Annotated in this window: 16 protein-coding genes; 4 read left to right on the forward strand and 12 right to left on the reverse strand. The window is 71.8% G+C overall.

Going from position 1 to position 19,154, the window contains the following annotated elements:
- The first annotated feature begins 163 nt into the window (after positions 1-163).
- Positions 164-988 carry a maleylpyruvate isomerase family mycothiol-dependent enzyme gene (locus J5X86_RS01280; RefSeq protein WP_208514991.1) on the forward strand — a complete coding sequence of 275 codons (825 nt, stop codon included), beginning with the start codon at positions 164-166 and terminating at the stop codon, positions 986-988.
- A 152-nt stretch (positions 989-1,140) separates the two neighbouring features.
- On the opposite strand, the gene J5X86_RS01285 is transcribed toward J5X86_RS01280, so the two are convergent.
- The 5 genes from J5X86_RS01285 to pdhA all read right to left on the reverse strand — a co-directional run bounded on the left by J5X86_RS01285 (position 1,141) and on the right by pdhA (position 6,776).
- The gene (locus tag J5X86_RS01285) at positions 1,141-2,436 is read right to left on the reverse strand and encodes a nitrate/nitrite transporter (protein ID WP_208514992.1); all 1,296 of its coding nucleotides are present in this window, start codon (positions 2,434-2,436) and stop codon (positions 1,141-1,143) included.
- On the reverse strand, positions 2,433-3,092 hold the full coding sequence (locus J5X86_RS01290; protein ID WP_208514993.1) for a GntR family transcriptional regulator: 660 nt from the start codon (positions 3,090-3,092) through the stop codon (positions 2,433-2,435). The genes J5X86_RS01285 and J5X86_RS01290 overlap by 4 nt, the downstream gene beginning before the upstream one ends.
- A gap of 82 nt (positions 3,093-3,174) precedes the next feature.
- Positions 3,175-4,605: a dihydrolipoamide acetyltransferase family protein gene (locus J5X86_RS01295; RefSeq protein WP_208514994.1), complete on the reverse strand. Its 1,431-nt coding sequence runs from the start codon at positions 4,603-4,605 to the stop codon at positions 3,175-3,177.
- Positions 4,606-4,627: 22 nt separating this feature from the next.
- Positions 4,628-5,608 carry an alpha-ketoacid dehydrogenase subunit beta gene (locus tag J5X86_RS01300; protein WP_078642487.1) on the reverse strand — a complete coding sequence of 327 codons (981 nt, stop codon included), beginning with the start codon at positions 5,606-5,608 and terminating at the stop codon, positions 4,628-4,630.
- A gap of 1 nt (position 5,609) precedes the next feature.
- Positions 5,610-6,776, reverse strand: a complete 1,167-nt coding sequence (gene pdhA, locus J5X86_RS01305) for a pyruvate dehydrogenase (acetyl-transferring) E1 component subunit alpha (protein ID WP_208514995.1) — start codon at positions 6,774-6,776, stop codon at positions 5,610-5,612.
- A gap of 322 nt (positions 6,777-7,098) precedes the next feature.
- On the opposite strand from pdhA, the gene J5X86_RS01310 reads away from it, so the two are divergent.
- Positions 7,099-7,767 carry a response regulator transcription factor gene (locus J5X86_RS01310; RefSeq protein ID WP_208514996.1) on the forward strand — a complete coding sequence of 223 codons (669 nt, stop codon included), beginning with the start codon at positions 7,099-7,101 and terminating at the stop codon, positions 7,765-7,767.
- Between the two features lie 322 nt (positions 7,768-8,089).
- Complete coding sequence (locus tag J5X86_RS01315) at positions 8,090-9,127, forward strand: phosphotransferase (protein WP_208514997.1); 1,038 nt, start codon at positions 8,090-8,092, stop codon at positions 9,125-9,127.
- 52 nt (positions 9,128-9,179) lie between these two features.
- Here the strand turns inward: J5X86_RS01315 and J5X86_RS01320 are convergent, their stop codons facing one another.
- A complete protein-coding gene (locus J5X86_RS01320) occupies positions 9,180-10,754 on the reverse strand; it encodes a protein kinase (protein WP_208514998.1) in 1,575 nt (524 codons plus the stop codon).
- A gap of 311 nt (positions 10,755-11,065) precedes the next feature.
- Here J5X86_RS01320 and J5X86_RS01325 point away from each other — a divergent pair, with 311 nt between their 5' ends.
- Entirely contained in the window at positions 11,066-12,709 is a 1,644-nt protein-coding gene (locus tag J5X86_RS01325) for a protein kinase (RefSeq protein WP_208514999.1), read from the forward strand.
- Between the two features lie 127 nt (positions 12,710-12,836).
- On the opposite strand, the gene J5X86_RS01330 is transcribed toward J5X86_RS01325, so the two are convergent.
- From J5X86_RS01330 to J5X86_RS01355, 6 genes are all read right to left on the reverse strand, one after another.
- Positions 12,837-13,403: a bacterial proteasome activator family protein gene (locus tag J5X86_RS01330; protein ID WP_208515000.1), complete on the reverse strand. Its 567-nt coding sequence runs from the start codon at positions 13,401-13,403 to the stop codon at positions 12,837-12,839.
- 63 nt (positions 13,404-13,466) lie between these two features.
- The gene (locus tag J5X86_RS01335; RefSeq protein WP_208515001.1) at positions 13,467-14,066 is read right to left on the reverse strand and encodes a hypothetical protein; all 600 of its coding nucleotides are present in this window, start codon (positions 14,064-14,066) and stop codon (positions 13,467-13,469) included.
- Between the two features lie 182 nt (positions 14,067-14,248).
- On the reverse strand, positions 14,249-15,226 hold the full coding sequence (locus tag J5X86_RS01340) for an NAD(P)H-quinone oxidoreductase (RefSeq protein ID WP_208515002.1): 978 nt from the start codon (positions 15,224-15,226) through the stop codon (positions 14,249-14,251).
- Positions 15,227-15,236: 10 nt separating this feature from the next.
- Entirely contained in the window at positions 15,237-16,292 is a 1,056-nt protein-coding gene (locus J5X86_RS01345) for a TrkA family potassium uptake protein (RefSeq protein WP_208515003.1), read from the reverse strand.
- Positions 16,289-17,983 carry a molybdopterin molybdotransferase MoeA gene (locus J5X86_RS01350; protein ID WP_308124446.1) on the reverse strand — a complete coding sequence of 565 codons (1,695 nt, stop codon included), beginning with the start codon at positions 17,981-17,983 and terminating at the stop codon, positions 16,289-16,291. The genes J5X86_RS01345 and J5X86_RS01350 overlap by 4 nt, the downstream gene beginning before the upstream one ends.
- A 332-nt stretch (positions 17,984-18,315) precedes the next feature.
- On the reverse strand, positions 18,316-19,143 hold the full coding sequence (locus J5X86_RS01355; protein WP_208515004.1) for an NTP transferase domain-containing protein: 828 nt from the start codon (positions 19,141-19,143) through the stop codon (positions 18,316-18,318).
- Positions 19,144-19,154: the final 11 nt, after the last annotated feature.

The following is a 19,154-nucleotide window of genomic DNA, read 5'->3' on the forward strand; positions in this document are numbered from 1 at the left end:
AGATAAGGCGAGGGCGGGCGCACACTACCATCGCGAGCAGGCCGCCGGCCGCCGATCCCGGCCTACGATCAGAGCCGAAAGCACTGCCCGTGCGCTCGTGGGCAGCGTAACTTGAACGCACACACCAGCACCCAGCCCGCGCACCAACCGCCCGAGGGGTCCCGTGACCGTCCATCCCAGCCTTCAGACTTCCATCGACGCCTGGACGCACTCCATCGACGCGATATCGGAGTTGGTGAATCCGCTCGCGGAGCGCGAGTGGAACCTCGCCACCGAGTGCCCGGGATGGTCGGTGCGGGACGTCGTCTCGCATGTGATCGGACTCGAATGCGAGATGCTCGGCGATCCCCGCCCCATCCACACACTGCCGCGCGACCTTTTCCACGTCACCAACGAGCTGTCGCGGTACATGGAGGTCCAGGTCGACGTCCGGCGCTGTCACACCGCGCCCGAGATGACCTCCGAGCTGGAGTACACCGTCATCCGGCGGGGCCGCCAGCTACGGAACGAGAAGCGCGCCGCGGACGCCATGGTGCGCTGGCCCGGCGGCTCCGAGGTGACGCTGGAGGAGGCCCTGATGAAGCGGGTCTTCGACGTCTGGGTGCATGAGCAGGATCTGCGCCGGGCCCTGAACAAGCCCGGCAATCTGGACTCGCCGGGCGCCACGATCACCCGTGACCTGCTGCTGTCGGCGCTGCCGAAGGTGGTCGCCAAGGACGCGGGCGCGGCGCCCCAGTCGGCCGTCGTCTTCGATGTGAACGGCCCGGTGGAGTTCATGCGGACGGTGCGGGTCGACGCGGACGGCCAGGGCAGCATCGACGGCAGCGTCTCGCTCGGGCCGACGGCCACCCTGTCCCTGGACTGGGAGACCTACGTCCGGCTGGCCTGTGGGCGGGTGCGGCCCGAGGCGGTCTCCGAGCGGCTGAAGATCGAGGGCGATCAGCAGCTCGCCGAGGCGATCCTCGGGCACTTCGCGATCACGCCGTAGCGCGGCCCGGAGGGTCGGGGCGCGCAGCGTCTGGGATCACGCCGTAGCGGCACCCGGAGGGTCGGGCCGTACAACCCGTGAGTATCACGCCGTAAGCCTCCTGGGGTCACGCCGTGGGCCGCCTCGGGGAGCTCGCCGGACGCCCCTGGGGGTCACGCCGGTACGTGCACGGCCTCGACACGGCTCGCGACCACGCGCTCGCGCTCCCGGCGGTGCGCCCGGCCGCGCAGCCGCAGGATCTGGCTGATGCCGAGCGCCTGCAGCACGAACACCGAGGCGAACGCGATCCGGAAGTTCTGGCCGGTCAGGTCCAGCAGCACGCCGACGGCCAGCAGTGTGGTCATCGAGGCCGTGAAGCCGCCCATGTTGACGATTCCCGACGCGGTGCCGGTGCGCTCGGGCGGATTGGCGGGCCGGGCGAAGTCGAAGCCGATCATCGACGCGGGCCCGCAGGCGCCGAGCACCACGCACAGGACCACCAGCAGCCACATGGGCGCGTGGGCGGACGGCCAGACCAGCACGGTGCCCCACAGCAGCGCGGTGGCGCCGACCGTGCCGAGGGCCAGCGGGGCGCGGGCGGCGTGGTGCCGGGCGATGACCTGCCCGTAGACCAGGCCGACCGCCATGTTGGAGAGCACCACGAGGGTCAGCAGCTGACCCGCGGTCGCCTGGGACAGTCCCTCCGCCTCGACCAGGAACGGCATCCCCCACAGCAGCAGGAAGACCATCGCCGGGAACTGGGTGGTGAAGTGCACCCACATGCCGAGCCGGGTGCCGGGCTCGCGCCAGGCGTCCGCGATCTGCCGGCGGACGTAGTCGGCGCCCAGATGCGTGGCGGGCGCGGGCTCGAAGCCCTTCGGGTGGTCCTTGAGGAAGAACAGCACCAGGACGAAGACGGCCAGGCCGCCGAGCGCGCTGCCCGCGAAGGTCGTGGTCCAGCCGACGCCGTGCAGGGCCCGGGCGATCACCAGCGTGGAGACCAGGTTGCCCGCCATGCCGAAGAGCCCGGAGATCTGGGCGATGAGCGGCCCCCGGCGGGCCGGGAACCAGCGCGAGCCGAGCCGCAGCACGCTGATGAAGGTCATCGCGTCACCGCAGCCGAGCAGCGCCCGGGAGCCCAGCGCCATCGCGTAGGAGTGGGAGAACGCGAAGCCGAACTGCCCCAGGGTGAAGAGCACCACCCCGAGCATGAGCACCTTACGGGTGCCGAGACGGTCGACCATGAGCCCGACCGGTATCTGCATCCCGGCGTAGACCAGCACCTGCAGGATGGAGAAGGTCGACAGCGCCGAGGCGTTGATGTGGAAGCGCTCGGCGGCGTCGATACCGGCGACGCCGAGGCTGGTGCGATAGGTGATGGCGACGAAGTAGACGGCGACGCCCAGACCCCACACGGCGACGGCACGACGGCCGCCGGGCGGATCCCCGGGCAACTGGGCCGAGGTCATCGCTCCTCACCCCGGGCGAGGTTGTTCACCCAGCTGATATGGCGCTGCACCAGCCCGGACGCGAACCCGGCGTCCCCGGCGCGCAGGGCCCGGAGGATCTCCGTGTGCTCGGTGATGTTCTTGGCGATACGGCCGGGCTCGGCGTGCATGGTGGCCACGCCCATCCGTAGCTGGCGGTCCCTCAACTGGTCGTAGAGCTGAGCCAGGATGGCGTTTCCCGCCGCCCTGACGATCGCCGCGTGGAAGCAGCGGTCGGCGGCCGCGAAGGCGGCCAGATCCCCGGCCGCCGCGTGCACCTTCTGCTCCTCCAGCAGCTCCTCGAGCCGCCCCAGGAGCTGCTCCCCGGCCGGGACGACCTTGGCGACCGCGTGCTGCTCCACCAGCAGCCGGGTCTCGACCACGTCCGCGATCTCCTGGGAGGAGACGGGCAGCACCAGGGCGCCCTTCTTCGGATAGAGCTTGAGCAGCCCCTCGGCCTCCAGGCGCAGCAGGGCCTCCCGGACGGGCGTACGGGAGACCCCGACGGCGTCCGCGAGTTCACCCTCGCTCAGCAGTGTGCCGCCCTCGTAGCGGCGGTCGAGGACGGCTTGTTTGACGTGGTGGTAGACGCGTTCGGCGGCAGGGGGCGGCTTGGTTGCCGTATCGGCGGGACTCATGATGCGCACATCATAGATACAAGATGCATGCGCACTCATCCCCCGTCCGCATCGCGGACGGGGGATGAGGTCTGCCGCTATATCACGCCCAGGTGATCAGGCGCTTGGGGCGCTCAAGGACGGCCGCGACGTCCGCGAGCACCTTGGAGCCCAGCTCGCCGTCGACCAGCCGGTGGTCGAAGGAGAGCGCGAGCGTGGTCACCTGGCGGGGCTTGACCTCGCCCTTGTGGACCCACGGCTGGAGCTTGACGGCGCCGAAGGCGAGGATCGCGGACTCACCGGGGTTGAGGATCGGCGTGCCCGCGTCGATGCCGAAGACGCCGACGTTGGTGATGGTGACCGTGCCGCCGGACATCTCGGCCGGGGTGGTCTTGCCCTCACGGGCGGTGGTGACCAGCTCACCCAGGGCGGACGCCAGTTCGGGCAGGGTCTTGGCGTGGGCGTCCTTGATGTTGGGGACGATCAGCCCGCGCGGCGTGGCCGCCGCGATGCCCAGATTGACGTAGTCCTTGTAGACGATCTCCTGGTTGTCCTCGTCCCAGGTGGCGTTGACGTCCGGGTTGCGCCGGATGGCCACCAGCAGGGCCTTGGCGACCAGCAGCAGCGGGTTGACCCGCAGCCCGGCCATCGCCGGGTCCTGCTTGAGGTCGGCGACGAGCTTCATCGTGCGGGTCACGTCGACCGTCACGAACTCGGTCACATGCGGGGCGGTGAAGGCGCTGTTGACCATCGCCTGCGCGGTGGCCTTCCGTACGCCCTTCACGGGCACCCGACGCTCCCGGCCCTCCACGGCCCTGGACGGGGCCGCCACGGGCGTCTCCCGGGCCGTCTGGACGGCCTCGGCGGCCGCGTGGACGTCCTCGCGGGTGATGATCCCGTCCGGCCCGCTCGGGGTGACCGCCTCCAGGTCGATGCCCAGGTCCTTGGCCAGCTTGCGGACCGGCGGCTTGGCCAGCGGCCGGGCGGGCCGGCCACTGCCGTTCAGCGCGGGCGAGGGCGAGGGCGCGGCCTCGGGGCGCGCGGGCGCGGGGGCGGGCTCCTGGGGCGCGGGCGCCCCGGCGGAGGGGGCGGGCGCGGAGCGCTGGGGGCCCGGCAGCGGCTTGCGCGGACGGCGCTTGGTGGAGGCGGGCGCCGCTCCGTAGCCGACCAGATTGGCCTGGCGGCCCTCCTTCTCGGCGGGCTCGGCCTCGGCGGCGGGCTCCTCGGCGGGCTTCCCGGCGGCGGGAGCGGCCTGGGGCGCCGCCTCCCCCGCACCGGGGTCGGTGTCCACCGAGATGATCGGCGTGCCCACGTCCACGGTGGTGCCCTCGTCGAAGCGCACCTCGTGCACCACACCGTCGAAGGGGATGGGCAGCTCGACGGCGGCCTTGGCGGTCTCGACCTCGCACACCACCTGACCGTCGGTCACGGTGTCGCCCGGCGCCACGAACCACTTGAGGATCTCGGCCTCGGTCAGCCCCTCGCCCACATCGGGCATCTTGAACTCACGGAAGCGCTGTTCGACTGCGGTCATCGTCACGATCTCCTCAAGCCCTTCAGTACGCCAACGCACGGTCTACGGCGTCGAGCACCCGGTCCAGCCCCGGAAGGTACTCGTCCTCGAGCCGTGACGGCGGGTACGGCGAGTGGAAGCCACCGACCCGCAGCACCGGGGCCTGGAGGTGATAGAAGCACCTCTCGGTGATGCGTGCGGCGATCTCCGACCCAGTGCCCAGGAATACCGGAGCCTCGTGGACGACGACCAGCCGCCCCGTCCGCTCCACGGAACGCTGGATGGTGTCGAAGTCGATCGGCGACATCGACCGCAGGTCCACGACCTCGATCGACTTGCCCTCCTCGGCGGCGGCCGCGGCGGCGTCCAGGGCGACCTTCACCATCGGGCCGTAGGCCGCGAGGGTCAGGTCCGCCCCCGGCCGCACCACCCGGGCGGCGTGCAGCGGACCGGGGATCGCGGCGGTGTCGACCTCGGACTTGTCGTGGTAGCGGCGCTTGGGCTCGAAGTAGATCACCGGGTCGTCGCTGCCGATGGCCTGCTGCAGCATCCAGTAGGCGTCGGAGGCGTTGGCGGGCGAGATCACCTTCAGCCCGGCCACATGCGCGAACAGCGCCTCGGGCGACTCGCTGTGGTGCTCCACCGCGCCGATACCGCCGCCGTACGGAATGCGGATGACGACCGGCAGCTTGACCTTGCCGAGCGACCGTGCGTGCATCTTGGCGAGCTGGGTGACGATCTGGTCGTAGGCGGGGAAGACGAAACCGTCGAACTGGATCTCCACCACCGGGCGGTAGCCGCGCAGCGCCAGCCCGATCGCGGTGCCCACGATGCCGGACTCGGCGAGCGGGGTGTCGATGACCCGGTCCTCGCCGAAGTCCTTCTGCAGCCCGTCGGTGACGCGGAAGACGCCCCCCAGCTTGCCGACGTCCTCGCCCATGATCAGGACCTTGGGGTCGGACTCGAGGGCCGTGCGCAGTGACGCGTTGATCGCCTTGGAGAGCGACATCTTCTCGGCGGCCATGTCAGATGCCCTCCTCAGCGGTGACGAACGAAGCCTGGTACTCGGCGAACTGCGCCCGCTCCTCGTCGACGAGCGCGTGCCCGTCGGCATAGGTGTGCTCGAACAACGCCATGTCATCGGGGTCGGGCATGGCCCGCACCGCGTCCCGCACCCGCTTGGCCAGCGCGTCGCTCTCCCGCTCCAGCTCGGCGAAGTACGCGTCGTCGGCCAGGCCCTCGCGGGTCAGCAGGGTGCGCAGCCGCAGGATCGGGTCCTTGGTCTCCCACAGCTCCCGCTCCTCGGGGGAGCGGTAACGCGTCGGGTCGTCGGAGGTGGTGTGGGCGCCCATGCGGTAGGTGAACGCCTCGATGAGCATCGGGCCCTGCCCGGTGCGCGCCCGCTCCAGCGCGGCCTTGGTGACGGCCAGGCAGGCGAGCACGTCATTGCCGTCCACCCGCACCCCGGGGAAGCCGTAGCCCTGGGCGCGCTGGTAGAGCGGGACCCGGGTCTGCTTCTCGGTGGGCTCGGAGATGGCCCACTGGTTGTTCTGGCAGAAGAAGACCACCGGGGCGTTGTACACCGCGGAGAAGGTGAACGATTCGGCGACATCGCCCTGGCTGGAGGCCCCGTCGCCGAAGTAGGCCAGGACCGCGGCGTCGGCGCCGTCCTTGGCGACGCCCATCGCGTAGCCGGTCGCGTGCAGCGTCTGCGAGCCGATCACGATGGTGTACAGGTGGAAGTTGTTGCTGTTCGGGTCCCAGCCGCCGTGGTTCACCCCGCGGAACATCCCCAGCAGGTTGGTCGGGTCGACGCCCCGGCACCAGGCCACACCGTGCTCGCGGTAGGTGGGGAAGACGTAGTCGTCGTCGTGCAGCGCCCGGCCGGAGCCGATCTGCGCCGCCTCCTGGCCGAGCAGCGACGCCCACAGGCCCAGTTCGCCCTGGCGCTGCAGGGTGGTTGCCTCGGCGTCGAACCGCCGTGTCAGCACCATGTCCCGGTACAGACCGCGCAGCTCCTCCGGGGTCGGGTCGATGGCGTATTCGGGGTGCTCGACACGCTCGCCCTCGGGGGTCAGCAGCTGTACGAGTTCGGTCTGGCCCTCAGGCTGCTTCTTGGCGTCCCGCGCGGTGGTACTGCGCTTGGCTCCGCTGCGGCGCGGCTTGCGCGCGGCAGTGCTCTCCACGGTCACGTGTGCTCCTCCGTCTGTCCGGCCCCCGGGATCCGCCGGCGGCCAGTTGCGGCTCGCCCGTTCCGTCTCGGCACACGGGGTGGGTGCGCCGAGGCATGGCCGGGCGTGACAGGTTCCCGGCGGCTGGCCCTGCACAAGGCACGTTACCCAGTGCGTCGCATGTCTGCGAAACCCCACCTGACCTGCAATTTTGCTTGGATTTCCAAGTAAACCGCGCGAGGGGGGAAACATCCACTGGTCACAGCCCCGCAGGCCGCCGGACAAGCGCACGTTATCCCGCAGGACAAGGACACGGGAAGACATCGTGTGTGAGACTGGATGCGTGCGCGAAGAAGGAAAAATAGGGATTTTCCTGGTTGACGACCATGAAGTCGTCCGACGCGGCGTACGGGACCTGCTCGCGAGCGAGCCGGACATGGAGGTGGTCGGCGAGGCGGGCACCGCGGCCGACGCCCTGGCACGGATCCCGGCCGCCCGGCCGGATGTCGCCGTCCTGGACATCCGGCTGCCCGACCGCAGCGGAGTCGAGGTCTGCCGGGAGATCCGCGCCCGCGACGAGAACATCCGCTGCATGATGCTCACCTCCTTCGCCGACGACGAGGCGCTCTTCGACGCCATCATCGCGGGCGCCTCCGGCTACGTCCTGAAGGACATCCGCGGCGAGGAACTGCTCTCCGCCGTCCGGGACGTGGCCGCGGGCCGGTCGCTGCTCGACCCGGTGGCCACCGCCCGGGTGCTGGAGCGGCTGCGCGGCCAGACGGCCGCCAAACCGGACGACCGGCTCGCCGCCCTCACCGAGCAGGAGCGCCGGATCCTGCTGCTGATCGGGGAGGGGCTCACCAATCGGGCGATCGGCGAGCGGCTCCATCTCGCCGAGAAGACGATCAAGAACTATGTCTCCAGCCTGCTCGCCAAGCTGGGCATGGAGCGCCGGTCGCAGGCGGCGGCCTATGTCGCCCGGATGCAGGCGACACAGCCACAGAAGCGCTAGCCCTGGCGGGGGCGGCGCAGGCCCGGAGGCGCTAGCCCTGGCGGGGCGGCGCACGCCCGGAGGCGCTACAGGGGTGTCCGCCGCGCGGCACCTCGCCCCTGGACCCCGGGGTCTGGGGCGGAGCCCCAGTTGAGGGAAGGGGCGGGGAGGGGAAACAGCCCGCCGCAGATGCCAAGACCCGTCGGACACCCCAGCCCCGGGCGGGCGACGCGGGCCGAGACGCGTCGACCCCGTCCCGGTCAACCGGCCGTACCCCGGTGTGCCGTGCGTCGTCGTCCTCGCGCGCCGTGGCGGTGATCCCCGGTGATCTAACATCTGGCAGGTGCCGCGCTCACATGTACACTCCGCCGAGGCCGCTCCCGACGGGGAAACCCTGGGCGCCCTGCTCCGCCGCTACGACAGCGCCGGTGAGGCCGTCTCCTGCGAACCGCTCACCCAGGGGCTGCTCAACCGGGGCTACCGCCTCGCCACCACCCGCGGCTGGTTCTTCCTCAAACACCACCTCGACGGCGACCGCACCGCCATCGCCCGCCAGCACCGGGTCACCCAGCGGCTGGACGCGCTCGGGGTGCCCGTCGCCCCGCCGGTCCCCGACGCCGACGGCCGTACGGTCGCCGTCATCGGCGGCCGCTGCTACGCCTTACACCCCTGGATCGACGGACAGCACCGCGCCGGAGGTGAGCTGACCGCCCCCCAGTGCTGGCGGCTGGGCGGGCTGCTCGGACTTGTTCACACCTGTCTGGAGCGCGTCATGCGGGCCCGTCCGGGCGACCGCAAGCCACCCGAGGAGGCGGCCGACCCCGAGAGCACCTTCGACGTCATCGACGAGCTGCTCACGCTGATCCGCGGGCGCCGGGACCGTGACACCTTCGACGAACTCGCCGAGCACCGCCTGGTCGAGCGGCGGGCGCTGCTGGAACGGCACGCCCACCGCCGCCCGGAGGCCCACGCCGTCCCGGTCGCCGGGTGGGTGCACGGCGACTTCCACCCGCTGAACCTGCTCTACCGCGACACGGAACCGGCCGCCATCGTCGACTGGGACCGGCTCGGGGTGCAGCCGCGCGCCGAGGAGGCGGTCCGGGCCGCCGCGATCTTCTTCGTACGGCCGGACGGCACCCTGGAGCTCACCAAGGTGCGCTCCTACGCACGGGCGTACCGGTGCACGGCGGGGGCCGGGGCCTCGGAGATGGCCGCGGCCGTGCACCGGGTGTGGTGGGAGCGGCTCAACGACTTCTGGATGCTGCGCTGGCGCTACCAGCGCGGGGACCGGCGCGCCGATCCGCAGTTCCCGGCGGCCGCCGCGCTGGTGGTGTGGTGGACCCGGGAGTACGACGCGGTCCGGGACGCCTTCTGCGGGTGAGGGGCCCGGGGGACCGACGGGCTGAGGGGGCGCCGCGGGGCGCCCCCGGCCGTTACGGAATGCCGCCGTCCGTGGCGCCCGTCGTACCGGTGGGCCCGGTGGTCGGCTCACCGCCGCCCGGAGTGGTCGGATCGCCGGTCGGCTCGTTGGTGCCCGGGTCGGTCGGCTCGTCGGTCGGCTCGTTGGTGCCCGGGTCGGTCTCCGAGTCCGTCGGCTCGTCCGTGGGTTCGTCGGTGTACGTCGGCGTCGGGTCCTGGGTCGGGGTGTAGTCGTCGCCCGTGCCGTCGTCGGTGGACTCGTCGGTCGGGACCGAGTCGTCGGTCGACTCGTCGGTCTGCTCGTCGCTCGGCTTGGTGGTCTTGTCCTGGGTGACCGACGTCTTGGGCTTGCTCGGCTCTTTGTCGCCGTCCTTCTTGCCGTGCTGCACGGCGAAGGCGACCCCCACCGCGACCGCGATCATCGCGAGCACCGCGATCAGCCACACCTTGCCGCGGCCCTTACGGCGGCCGGAACCGCCGTGGTAGCCGCCGCCACCGCCCCCGGGGCCGGTGACGATCGGCTGCTGGGAGGTCTCGCCGTGGCCGGGGTGCGGCAGCGCGGTGGTGGCCCCGGGCACCCCCGGCATGCCCATGGCGGGGGTGGCGGCGCCCAGGTGCTGGGTGACCGGGCCGGTGCTCCAGACACCGGTGTGGCCGCCCGCCTCGTGGAGCATCTGCAGCGCGTACTGGACCATTCCGCGCATTTCCTCGGCGCTCTGGAACCGGTCGTCCGGGTCCTTGGCGAGGGAGCGCATGACCAGGCCGTCCAGCTCCGGCGGCACGGTGCCGGAGGTCTCCGAGGGCGGCACCGGGGTGTCCTGGACGTGCTGGTAGACCACCGACAGCGGGGTCTCCCCGGTGAACGGCGGGCGAAGCGCCAGCAGCTCGTAGAGCAGACATCCGGTGGCGTACAGGTCGGAGCGGTGGTCCACGGCCTTGCCGAGGGCCTGCTCCGGCGAGAGGTACTGGGGTGTGCCCATGACCATGCCGGTCTGGGTCATCGTGGACTGCGCGCCGTGCAGGGCGCGGGCGATGCCGAAGTCCATCACCTTGACCGCGCCGCTGTGGGTGATGATCACGTTGGCGGGCTTGATGTCACGGTGCACGATGCCGTGCTGATGGCTGTAGGCGAGCGCCTCCAGCACCCCGGAGACGATGATCAGCGCCTGATCCGGCGGCGGGGCCTCGGCGTTGAGCAGCAGATCGCGGATGGTCCGGCCCTCGACCAGCTCCATGACGATGTACGGCACGGTGTTCTGGCCGACGGTGTCCTCGCCGGAGTCGTAAACCGCCACCACGGCATGGTGGTTCAGCCCCGCGACGGACTGTGCTTCGCGGGTGAAGCGGGCCTTGGACACCGGGTCCTCGGCCAGATCGGCGCGGAGCAGCTTGACCGCGACCGTACGGCCGAGCCGGAGGTCCTCGGCGGCGAAGACTTCCGCCATACCGCCGCGGCCGAGACGACCGGTAAGTCGATATCGGCCATCGCCGACAAGTCCTCCATTGCCCCACGCTTCGGGCAAATCCGGCATACCGGACCCGCTGGCGTCAGGTTCGGAGGGCCCCTGGGCGCTCTGGGTCTGTGCCATCGGTCCTCGCCGTCTCGTTCTCGGTGGGGGTCTGGTCGAGATCGCCCCGCCCACGGGCGGTACGGTTCCTGCTAGGCACGCTACAGCCTTCGCGCCGTACATCGGTTGGTGATGGACCGGCCATCAAACCTGTTGACGCTAAAGCGATGCAAATCGCGTGACGGGTTCTTGCTCATCCGGTCACGGAACGGGCACGCGGCTTGACGTGTCCGTGGCCTGGGGCAGACTTGGCCACGATATCCAGAACATCAAGATCAATGCGTCGAAACGTGCGCGTCAGAGTAGTGAGTGCGCCGAGGGGGAAGTACGAAATGAGCCAGTACGGCGCACCAGGCAGGTATCACGGCCAGTCTCTGGCGAACGGCCGCTATCAACTGCGTGACCTGCTGGGCGAGGGCGGAATGGCCTCCGTTCACCTCGCCTATGACTCCGTACTGGACCGCCAGGTCGCGATCAAGACGCTGCACACCGAGCTGGGGCGCGAGCAGTCCTTCCGCGAGCGGTTCCGCCGCGAGGCCCAGGCTGTAGCGAAACTCACGCACACCAATATCGTCTCGGTCTTCGACACCGGCGAGGACTCCGTCGACGGCTCGCTGATGCCGTACATCGTCATGGAGTACGTCGAGGGCCAGCCGTTGCGCGCGGTTCTGGACACCGATGTCCGGCAATACGGTGCGATGCCGACCGAAAAGGCGCTCAAGATCACCGGCGATGTGCTGGCGGCGCTGGAAATCAGCCATGAGATGGGGCTGGTTCACCGCGATATCAAGCCCGGTAACGTGATGATGACCAAGCGTAATGTGGTCAAAGTCATGGACTTCGGCATCGCCCGCGCCATGCAGTCCGGGGTCACCTCCATGACCCAGACCGGCATGGTCGTCGGCACCCCGCAGTACCTCTCCCCCGAGCAGGCGCTGGGCCGCGGCGTCGACGCCCGCAGCGACCTGTACTCGGTCGGCATCATGCTCTTCGAGCTGCTGACCGGCCGGCTGCCCTTCGACGCGGACTCGCCGCTGGCCATCGCGTACGCGCACGTCCAGGAGGAGCCGGTCGCGCCCTCCACGATCAACCAGTCCATTCCCCCCGCGGTGGACGCGCTGGTCGCCCGCGCCCTGAAGAAGAACCCGAACGAGCGCTTCCCGACCGCCGAGGCCATGCGCGACGAATGCGCCCGGGTCACCCGTACCGGGCAGACCGGCGCCTCCCCGATCATCATCAGCGGCGGCCCGCCGGCCCGCAGCGGCGTCGGTGTCGGCTCGGCGGTCTTCCCGCCGATCGACCAGCAGACGCCCGCCCCCGGCCCCGGCAGCGTCCAGACGCCGTATCAGCCGCAGCCCTCCCCCGGGCAGTACGGCACCTTCGGCCCGTCCACCCCGGCCCCGGCCACCGCGCCGATGGGGCAGCACGGCTACCAGACCCCGGCGCCCTCGTACCAGGGCCCCAGCACCCCGCCGCCGTACAGCATCTCGCCCTCGGCGCCGTCCGGAGGCGGCGGCAACGGCAACAAGCGCGTGATCATAGGCTCGGCCGCCGTCGCGGCGGTCGCGGTCATCGCCGTGGTCCTGGCCATCGCGTTCAGCGGTGACGACGGCTCCAAGGACGAGAGCAAGGGGGGCGGGGGCCGCGCCAAGCCGTCGAAGCCGTCGGCCTCCGACACCGCCGCGGGCTTCCGCATGGGCGACAAGACCAAGACGATCGAAACATCGAAGTGCACCGACGCCTACGAGGACTCCGACGAGAAGGGCACATACTCGGTGCCCGACTTCCAGAACCTGTACATCGACTCGGTGAAGAAGTGCATCCGGGCCGCGGGCTGGAAGTACCGCGTGGTGACCCAGGACGAGAATCTGTGGGGCAAGGGCACCGTCCTCAATTACACGTACCGGAACTACGAGCCGTACAACCCCAAGACGGACACCATCGAGCTGACCGTCTCCACGGGTAACCCGGGGTAGCCACGGCTCTGCGCCGGCCACGCGCCCGGCGCGCCCCGCCCGGCGCACCCCCGCCCGACGCACACGACGCCGCGGGCCGCACCGGAAGGTGCGGCCCGCGGCGTCGTTTCGGCGTACGGTGCGTGGCTCAGAGATACGGGCCCGAGCGGGCGCCGCCCGGCTTGAGCGCGTCCTCGTCCTCCTCGCCCCCGCCGAGCCCGGGCGGCAGCGCCCGGCGCATCTGCTCAAGCTGGGCGCGCGCCGCCATCTGCTGCGCGAACAGGGTGGTCTGGATGCCGTGGAACAGGCCCTCCAGCCAGCCGACCAACTGGGCCTGGGCAATGCGCAGTTCCGCCTCGGTCGGCACCGCCTCGTCCGTGAAGGGCAGCGACAGCCGCTCCAGCTCCCCGATCAGCTCGGGTGCGAGCCCGTCCTCCAGCTCCTTCACCGAGCTGGAGTGGATCTCCTTGAGCCGGACCCGGCTGGCCTCGTCGAGAGGTGCGGCGCGCACCTCCTCCAGAAGCTGCTTGATCATGCTGCCGATCCGCATGACCTTCGCCGGCTGCTCCACCATGTCGGTCACGGGAATCTCGCGCGACTCGTCGTCCCCACCCTCGCCAGAAGCAGGACCGACGCCGCCGAGTGCCATGCCGTCCGGACCGACGACCAGGACGTGCGGGGTCTCCTGCGCTCGTTCGTTCATCGGCTGGTTCATACCCCTATTGTTCCGCACCGGCATCCGGTCCGGCGGGCGAGGGTCGAGGATTCGGCGCCGATGTCAGCGGCGGCGCAGCCGCAAACCGAAGAACGCCAGGCCGAGGCCGAGACCGGTGAGTGCGAGACCGGTGCCCAGCGGCAGCACCCGCATCGCCCGCTCGCTGGGCTCGGCGGCGGTCCGCTGAGCACCGTAAGGCTGCCCGGAGGGGAGCGGCTCGCGCGCCTGGTGGCGGTCCGGGCGCTGCGGCATGGGGAGGGAGGACGGCGTCCACTCGGGCACCAGCGAGAACCGCCCGGCTCCCTCGTCGCTCTCGCCCTCGTTCTCGCTCTCGCCCTCGTTCTCGCTCTCGCTCTCGTTCCCGTCTCCGTCCCTGTCTCCCTCCCTGTCTCCCTCCCTGTCTCCCTCCCGTGGCCCGGCCGAGGGGTCCTCGTCCGACGGTGAGGGGGCGGGGGGCCGGGTGCGGCCGGGGTGCGTACGACCCTCGCCCGCCCGGGTGCCCGCCAGCCCGCCACCGTCGTCGTCGGCGCGGGCGGCGGGGGTGGTGGAGGCGGCGGAGGTGGCGGATGCGGCGTGGGCGGCCTGAGCCGCCTGGGTGGCGGTCAGGGCGGTGCCCGCCAGCAGGGCCGCCGCGGGGAGTGTGCGGAGTGTCGCAGGGTTCACGGTGGTCACCCTCCCGTGCCGAACCATTGCGTAACGGGATCAGCGTCACATGAGGGTACGTACCAGGCACCCTGGGCGCCGCCGTACGGACCGCGACGCCGCCGTGGCTGCGACGCTGCCGTCCGTACGGCCGGGGCCGGGGCCGGGTCAGTGCCGGGCCGCTCCGGGCCCGCCCGCGCCGCTCAGGTCGTCAGGAGGATCTTCCCCACATGCTCGCTGGACTCCAGCAGCCGGTGGGCCTCCGGGGCATCCCGCATCGGGATGGTGCGGTAGACGATCGGGCGGACCCGGCCGCCCGCGATCAGCGGCCAGACGTGCTCCTGCACCGCCGCGATGATCGCCGCCTTCTGCGCCAGCGAGCGGCCCCGCAGCCCGGTGGCCGTCACGGCGGCGCTCTTGGCGAGCAGACCGGCCAGGTTCAGCTCGGCCTTCGCCCCGCCCTGCAGCCCGATGATCGCCAGTCGGCCGTTGGTGGCGAGCGTCTCCAGATTCCGGGCGAGGTACTTCGCGCCGACGATGTCCAGGATGACGTCCGCCCCGGCCCCGTCGGTGGCCCGGCGGACCTCTTCGACGAAGTCCTGCTCGCGGTAGTCGATCAGGACGTCGGCGCCCAGCTCCCGGCAGGCCGCCAGCTTCTCCGGGCCGCCCGCGGTCACCGCGACCCGCGCCCCGACCGCCTTGGCGAGCTGGATCGCCATGGTGCCGATACCGCTCGATCCGCCGTGCGCCAACAGCGTCTCGCCCGGCCGGAGATGGGAGATCATGAAGACGTTGGACCATACGGTCGCGGTCACTTCGGGCAGCGCGGCGGCCGTGACCAGGTCCACGCCCTCGGGGAGGGGCAGTAGCTGCCCCGAGGGAACCACCACCTTCTCGGCATATCCACCGCCCGCGAGCAGGGCGCATACCTCGTCGCCCACGGCCCAGCCGGTGACGCCGGGGCCCAGCGCCGAGATCCGGCCCGAGCACTCCAGTCCGGCGTAGGGCGCGGCTCCGGGGGGTGGCGGATAGACGCCCTGGCGCTGCAGCACATCCGCGCGGTTGACGCCGGCGGCGGCCACGTCGACCAGGACCTCGCCCTCACCGGGTACGGGATCGGGGACCTCGGCCCATACCAGGGCTTCGGGGCCACCGGGTTCGGGAATCGTGATCGCATGCATGGCCGCGAGGCTACTCCTGGACCATCGGCGCGCGAACGATCGTGATCAGCCGGTCGGCCGCCTGCAGCGGGCTGGCGTCGGGGTCGTCGTACGCGAGCAGACGATGGCCGCGCAGCACCGACACCACGAGGTCGTCGGTGTCCCGCACCGACTTGCCCACCTCCGCCTTCACCACCGTGCGCTCCACCAGGTCCAGGCCCGAGCCCTGCTGGATCAGGTCCTCGATCACCGCCCCGGCCGTCGGACTCTGCACGCTCATGCCCAGCAGCCGGCCGGCCGCGCTGGCGCTGGTGATCACCGCGTCGGCTCCGGACTGGCGCAGCAGCGGCGCGTTCTCCTCCTCGCGCACCGCCGCCACGATGTTGGCGCCCCGGTTGAGCTGCCGGGCCGTCAGCGTGACCAGGACGGCGGTGTCATCGCGCTGGGTGGCGATCACGAACTGGCGGGCGCGCTGCGCCTCCGCGCGCAACAGCACATCGCTGCGGGTCGCGTCGCCCACCACCCCCGCGAACCCGTCCGCGTTCGCCGCCTCGATCACCTTGTGGTTGGGGTCGACCACGACCACCCGGTTCTTGGCCAGTCCCGTCGCGCAGAGGGTCTGCACCGCGGACCGCCCCTTCGTGCCGAAGCCGACGACGACGGTGTGATCACGCAACGCTGACCTCCAGCGGTTCAGGCGGTACTGCTCGCGGGTTCGTTCGGCCAGGACTTCCAGGGTGGTGCCGACCAGGATGATCAGAAACAGTACGCGCAACGGCGTGACCAGCAGGATGTTACTGAGCCGCGCGCTGTCGCTGTACGGCACGATGTCGCCGTATCCGGTCGTCGACAGCGTGACGGTCGAGTAGTAGACGGCGTCGAGGAAGTCGACGCTCTCGTCGGAGTTGTCGTGGTAGCCGGAGCGGTCGACGTACACGATGACCACTGTCAGCACCAGCACCAGCAGCGCCAGCAGCAGCCGGCTGGCGACCTGGCGCAGCGGGCCCGCGCGGAAGCGGGGCAGATGGACGCGGTGGCCGCCGTCCCCGGGGGTGCGGGCGGCCGCGTCATGGCTGGGCAGCTTCACGCCGGGCCCTCCTCGGGGGATATGTCCTCGCCATCTCCGTGGCCCGCTGATTTGTCCGTGCGGCGGCTCGCTTGGGGTGCGCGGCGGGCTCGGTCTGTGGTGCCGGCCTGGTCTGTGTCCTGGCTGGCTCGGCCCGTGTGGCGCGTTTGGTCTGTGTGGCGCGTTTGGTCTGTGTGGCGCGTTTGGTCTGTGTGGCGCGCTTGGTCCGCGTGGCGCGATTGGTCCGCGTGGCTCAGTTGCTCTGTCGCGATCGCCGACCACGGGAGATCCAGCACCTCGACCTCGGTGCCCCGCTTCGCCCCGCCGGGCGGGATCACGGCGAGGCCGTCGGCCACCGCGATTCCGCGCAGCATGGCCGGGCCGTTGAAGCGCAGCGGCACCGCCGCGTCCTGCCGGAAGGTCACGGGGACCAGCCGGGTGTCCCGCGGATGCCCCTGTACGGCCTCGGCCAGCGGGGCCGGGCCGGGGGCTGGCGCCGGGCGGCCCGTCAGCGTCCGTAGCAGCGGCTCCGCGAGGGTCAGCAGACCGGACACCGCCGCGAGCGGATTGCCCGGGAGCCCCACCAGATGCCGGGCGGGGCGGGTCTGGGGTCCGGGATTTTCGGCCTTTTCTGACTTCTCGGAGCTCTCGGAGCTCTCGGGGCTCTCGGGGCTCTCGGGTGCGAGCCGGGCGAGCAGCATCGGGTGGCCGGGGCGCACCGCGACCCCGTCCACCAGCAGTTCGGCGCCCAGGCGGCGCAGGGTGGGGTGGACGTGGTCCACGGGCCCCGCGGCCGTGCCCCCGGTCGTCACGACGACATCGGCGGACGACTCGGCCACCGCCGCGCACACCGCGTCCGCCTCGTCGGCCAGCCGCCGGGTGCTCGTGACCTCGGCACCGAGCGCCCGCAGCCACGGCCCGACCATCGGCCCCAGCGCGTCCCGGATCCGGCCGTCCTGCGGCAGCCCCTCGGTGAGCAGCTCATCGCCGAGGACCAGCACCTCGACGCGCGGCCTGCGCACCGTCGGCAGCTCGTCGTACCCGGCCGCGGCGGCCAGGCCCAGTACGGCCGGGGTGACCAGGGTCCCGGCTGGGAGCAGCTGGTCGCCGCTGCGGCACTCCTGGCCGCGGGTGCGGATGTCCTGGCCGAGGACGACGGGGTGGGCGGCGGACGCGTGGAGCCAGCCGTCGCCCGCGTCGGTGCCGTACTCGCTGCGCAGCACGGCGGTGGCGCCGGGCGGGACGCGGGCGCCGGTGGCGATGCGGACGGCGTGGCCGTCGGGCAGGGCGGCGGCCTCACCGTGTCCGGCGAGGATGCCGTGGTCCTGGTCCTTGTCATCAGTCGGCAGCCGCCAGGGGCCGGGGCCCGCGAGCGCCCAGCCGTCCATGGCGGAGGTGTCGAAGGGCGGCAGGTCGGTGAGCGCGGCGAGCGGCGCGGCCAGGACCTGCCCGAGCGCCTCGGACAGCGGCCGCATCACCGGGGCGGCGTGGGCGGCCTCCTTGACGGCGGCGCGGGCGGCGATGGCGCGGGCGTCGGGCCAGGAGGTGGGGCTGTGGTGCGGTTTGTCCATAAGGGGGTGCGGGTGGGAGGTGGGTGCGGCTGGGGTGCGTTTCGGGTACGGGGCCGGGGCCTGTGGGGCGGGGGCCCTGGACCGCGTGTTTTTGCTGCCAGTGCCCTCTGACGTCGAGTTACCCAGAAATCGGCGCCACACGTATACGTCGGCTTCCAGATCCCCCGCCTCTCCGCCCCCGTCCCCTCCCGTCTCATCGCGGCACTCCCGCCGTTTCGCCGGCCGCTCATGGGCCAGGTCGAGCGCGGTCTCGGCCCAGTCCGTCCCGGTCGGGTCGGCGCTGTCGTCGCGGCCTTGTTCCGGGGCGGGCCGGTCCGGGCGGCCGTTGGCCAGGTTCAGGGCCGCGTCCGCCCAGTCCTCGTCCTCCTCGTCGAGTGGCGGCTCCGGACCCTGCGGTGGGGATTCGTTGGCCAGCGCCAGCGCCTCGTCGACCTCTCGACCGAGCGGGTCCCCGTCCCGGGGGTTGCGTGGTGTCACTGCTCCTCGGCCCAACGCGCGGCCAGCGCCGCGGCCTTCTCGGTCGCGGCGGCCAGTGCCTCCGGGCCGCCGCCCTTCTGGGCCGCGGCGTAGCCGACGAGGAAGGTGGTCAGTGGGGCGGCGGGCCGGGCGACGCTATGCGCGGCGTCACGGGCCAGATCGAGTAGCGCCGCGGTGTCGACATCCAGGTCGATCCCGAGCTCGGCCTTGACTGCGGTAATCCATTCGTCCAACACGCGTCCATGCTCCCTGATGCGCGCTCGAGCCGTGGTGATGTCCTCCCAGGTGTCGCAGTCGAACGATGCCGTGGGGTGCTGGAGGCGGGCCAGGGCCAGCTCGGAGACGAGGAGGCGCAGGGGCAGCCCGCCGAGGCCGCCGTGCTCGGTGGCGAGGAGGGCGATCTCGCGGCGCAGCGGCTCGGCGCGGTAGGCGGCGACAAGGGGCTGCTCGCGGCCGTCGGAGTCGACGAGCTGAGCGCCTTCGGTGCCCTCGACGCCGTTGAGGAGGGTCTCCACGGTCTCGGGGGTGAGGAAGGGCAGGTCGGCGGAGAGGACGAGGACGACCGGAGCGGTGGTCTGCCGGACGCCCGCGTCGACGGCCGCGACCGGGCCACCGCCGGGAGGCTCCTCCCGGGCCCACCGCACGGGCCGCACCGTGGGCCTGCGCGGGCCGACGACGACGGTCCGCCCGGCGCCGGGGCAAGCGTCCAGCACCCGGTCGAGCAGGGCTCGCCCGCCCACCCGCAGTGCGGGCTTGTCCACCCCACCGAGCCGCCGGGCGGCGCCCCCGGCCAGGATCACCGCGTCATACGCACCTGGAGTCACCCCATGAGTAT

This window comes from Streptomyces sp. NEAU-YJ-81, from assembly GCF_017592595.1.
In the GTDB taxonomy this organism is placed as follows: domain Bacteria; phylum Actinomycetota; class Actinomycetes; order Streptomycetales; family Streptomycetaceae; genus Streptomyces; species Streptomyces hygroscopicus_B.

Excerpts from the sequence above, each read along its gene's own strand:
- J5X86_RS01285 (WP_208514992.1), bottom strand. The coding sequence starts at position 2,436 with ATGACCTCGGCCCAGTTGCCCGGGGATCCGCCCGGCGGCCGTCGTGCC.
- J5X86_RS01330 (WP_208515000.1), bottom strand. The coding sequence starts at position 13,403 with ATGAACCAGCCGATGAACGAACGAGCGCAGGAGACCCCGCACGTCCTG.
- J5X86_RS01340 (WP_208515002.1), bottom strand. The coding sequence starts at position 15,226 with ATGCATGCGATCACGATTCCCGAACCCGGTGGCCCCGAAGCCCTGGTA.
- J5X86_RS01295 (WP_208514994.1), bottom strand. The coding sequence starts at position 4,605 with ATGACCGCAGTCGAACAGCGCTTCCGTGAGTTCAAGATGCCCGATGTG.
- J5X86_RS01300 (WP_078642487.1), bottom strand. The coding sequence starts at position 5,608 with ATGGCCGCCGAGAAGATGTCGCTCTCCAAGGCGATCAACGCGTCACTG.
- J5X86_RS01320 (WP_208514998.1), bottom strand. The coding sequence starts at position 10,754 with ATGGCACAGACCCAGAGCGCCCAGGGGCCCTCCGAACCTGACGCCAGC.
- J5X86_RS01290 (WP_208514993.1), bottom strand. The coding sequence starts at position 3,092 with ATGAGTCCCGCCGATACGGCAACCAAGCCGCCCCCTGCCGCCGAACGC.
- J5X86_RS01325 (WP_208514999.1), top strand. The coding sequence starts at position 11,066 with ATGAGCCAGTACGGCGCACCAGGCAGGTATCACGGCCAGTCTCTGGCG.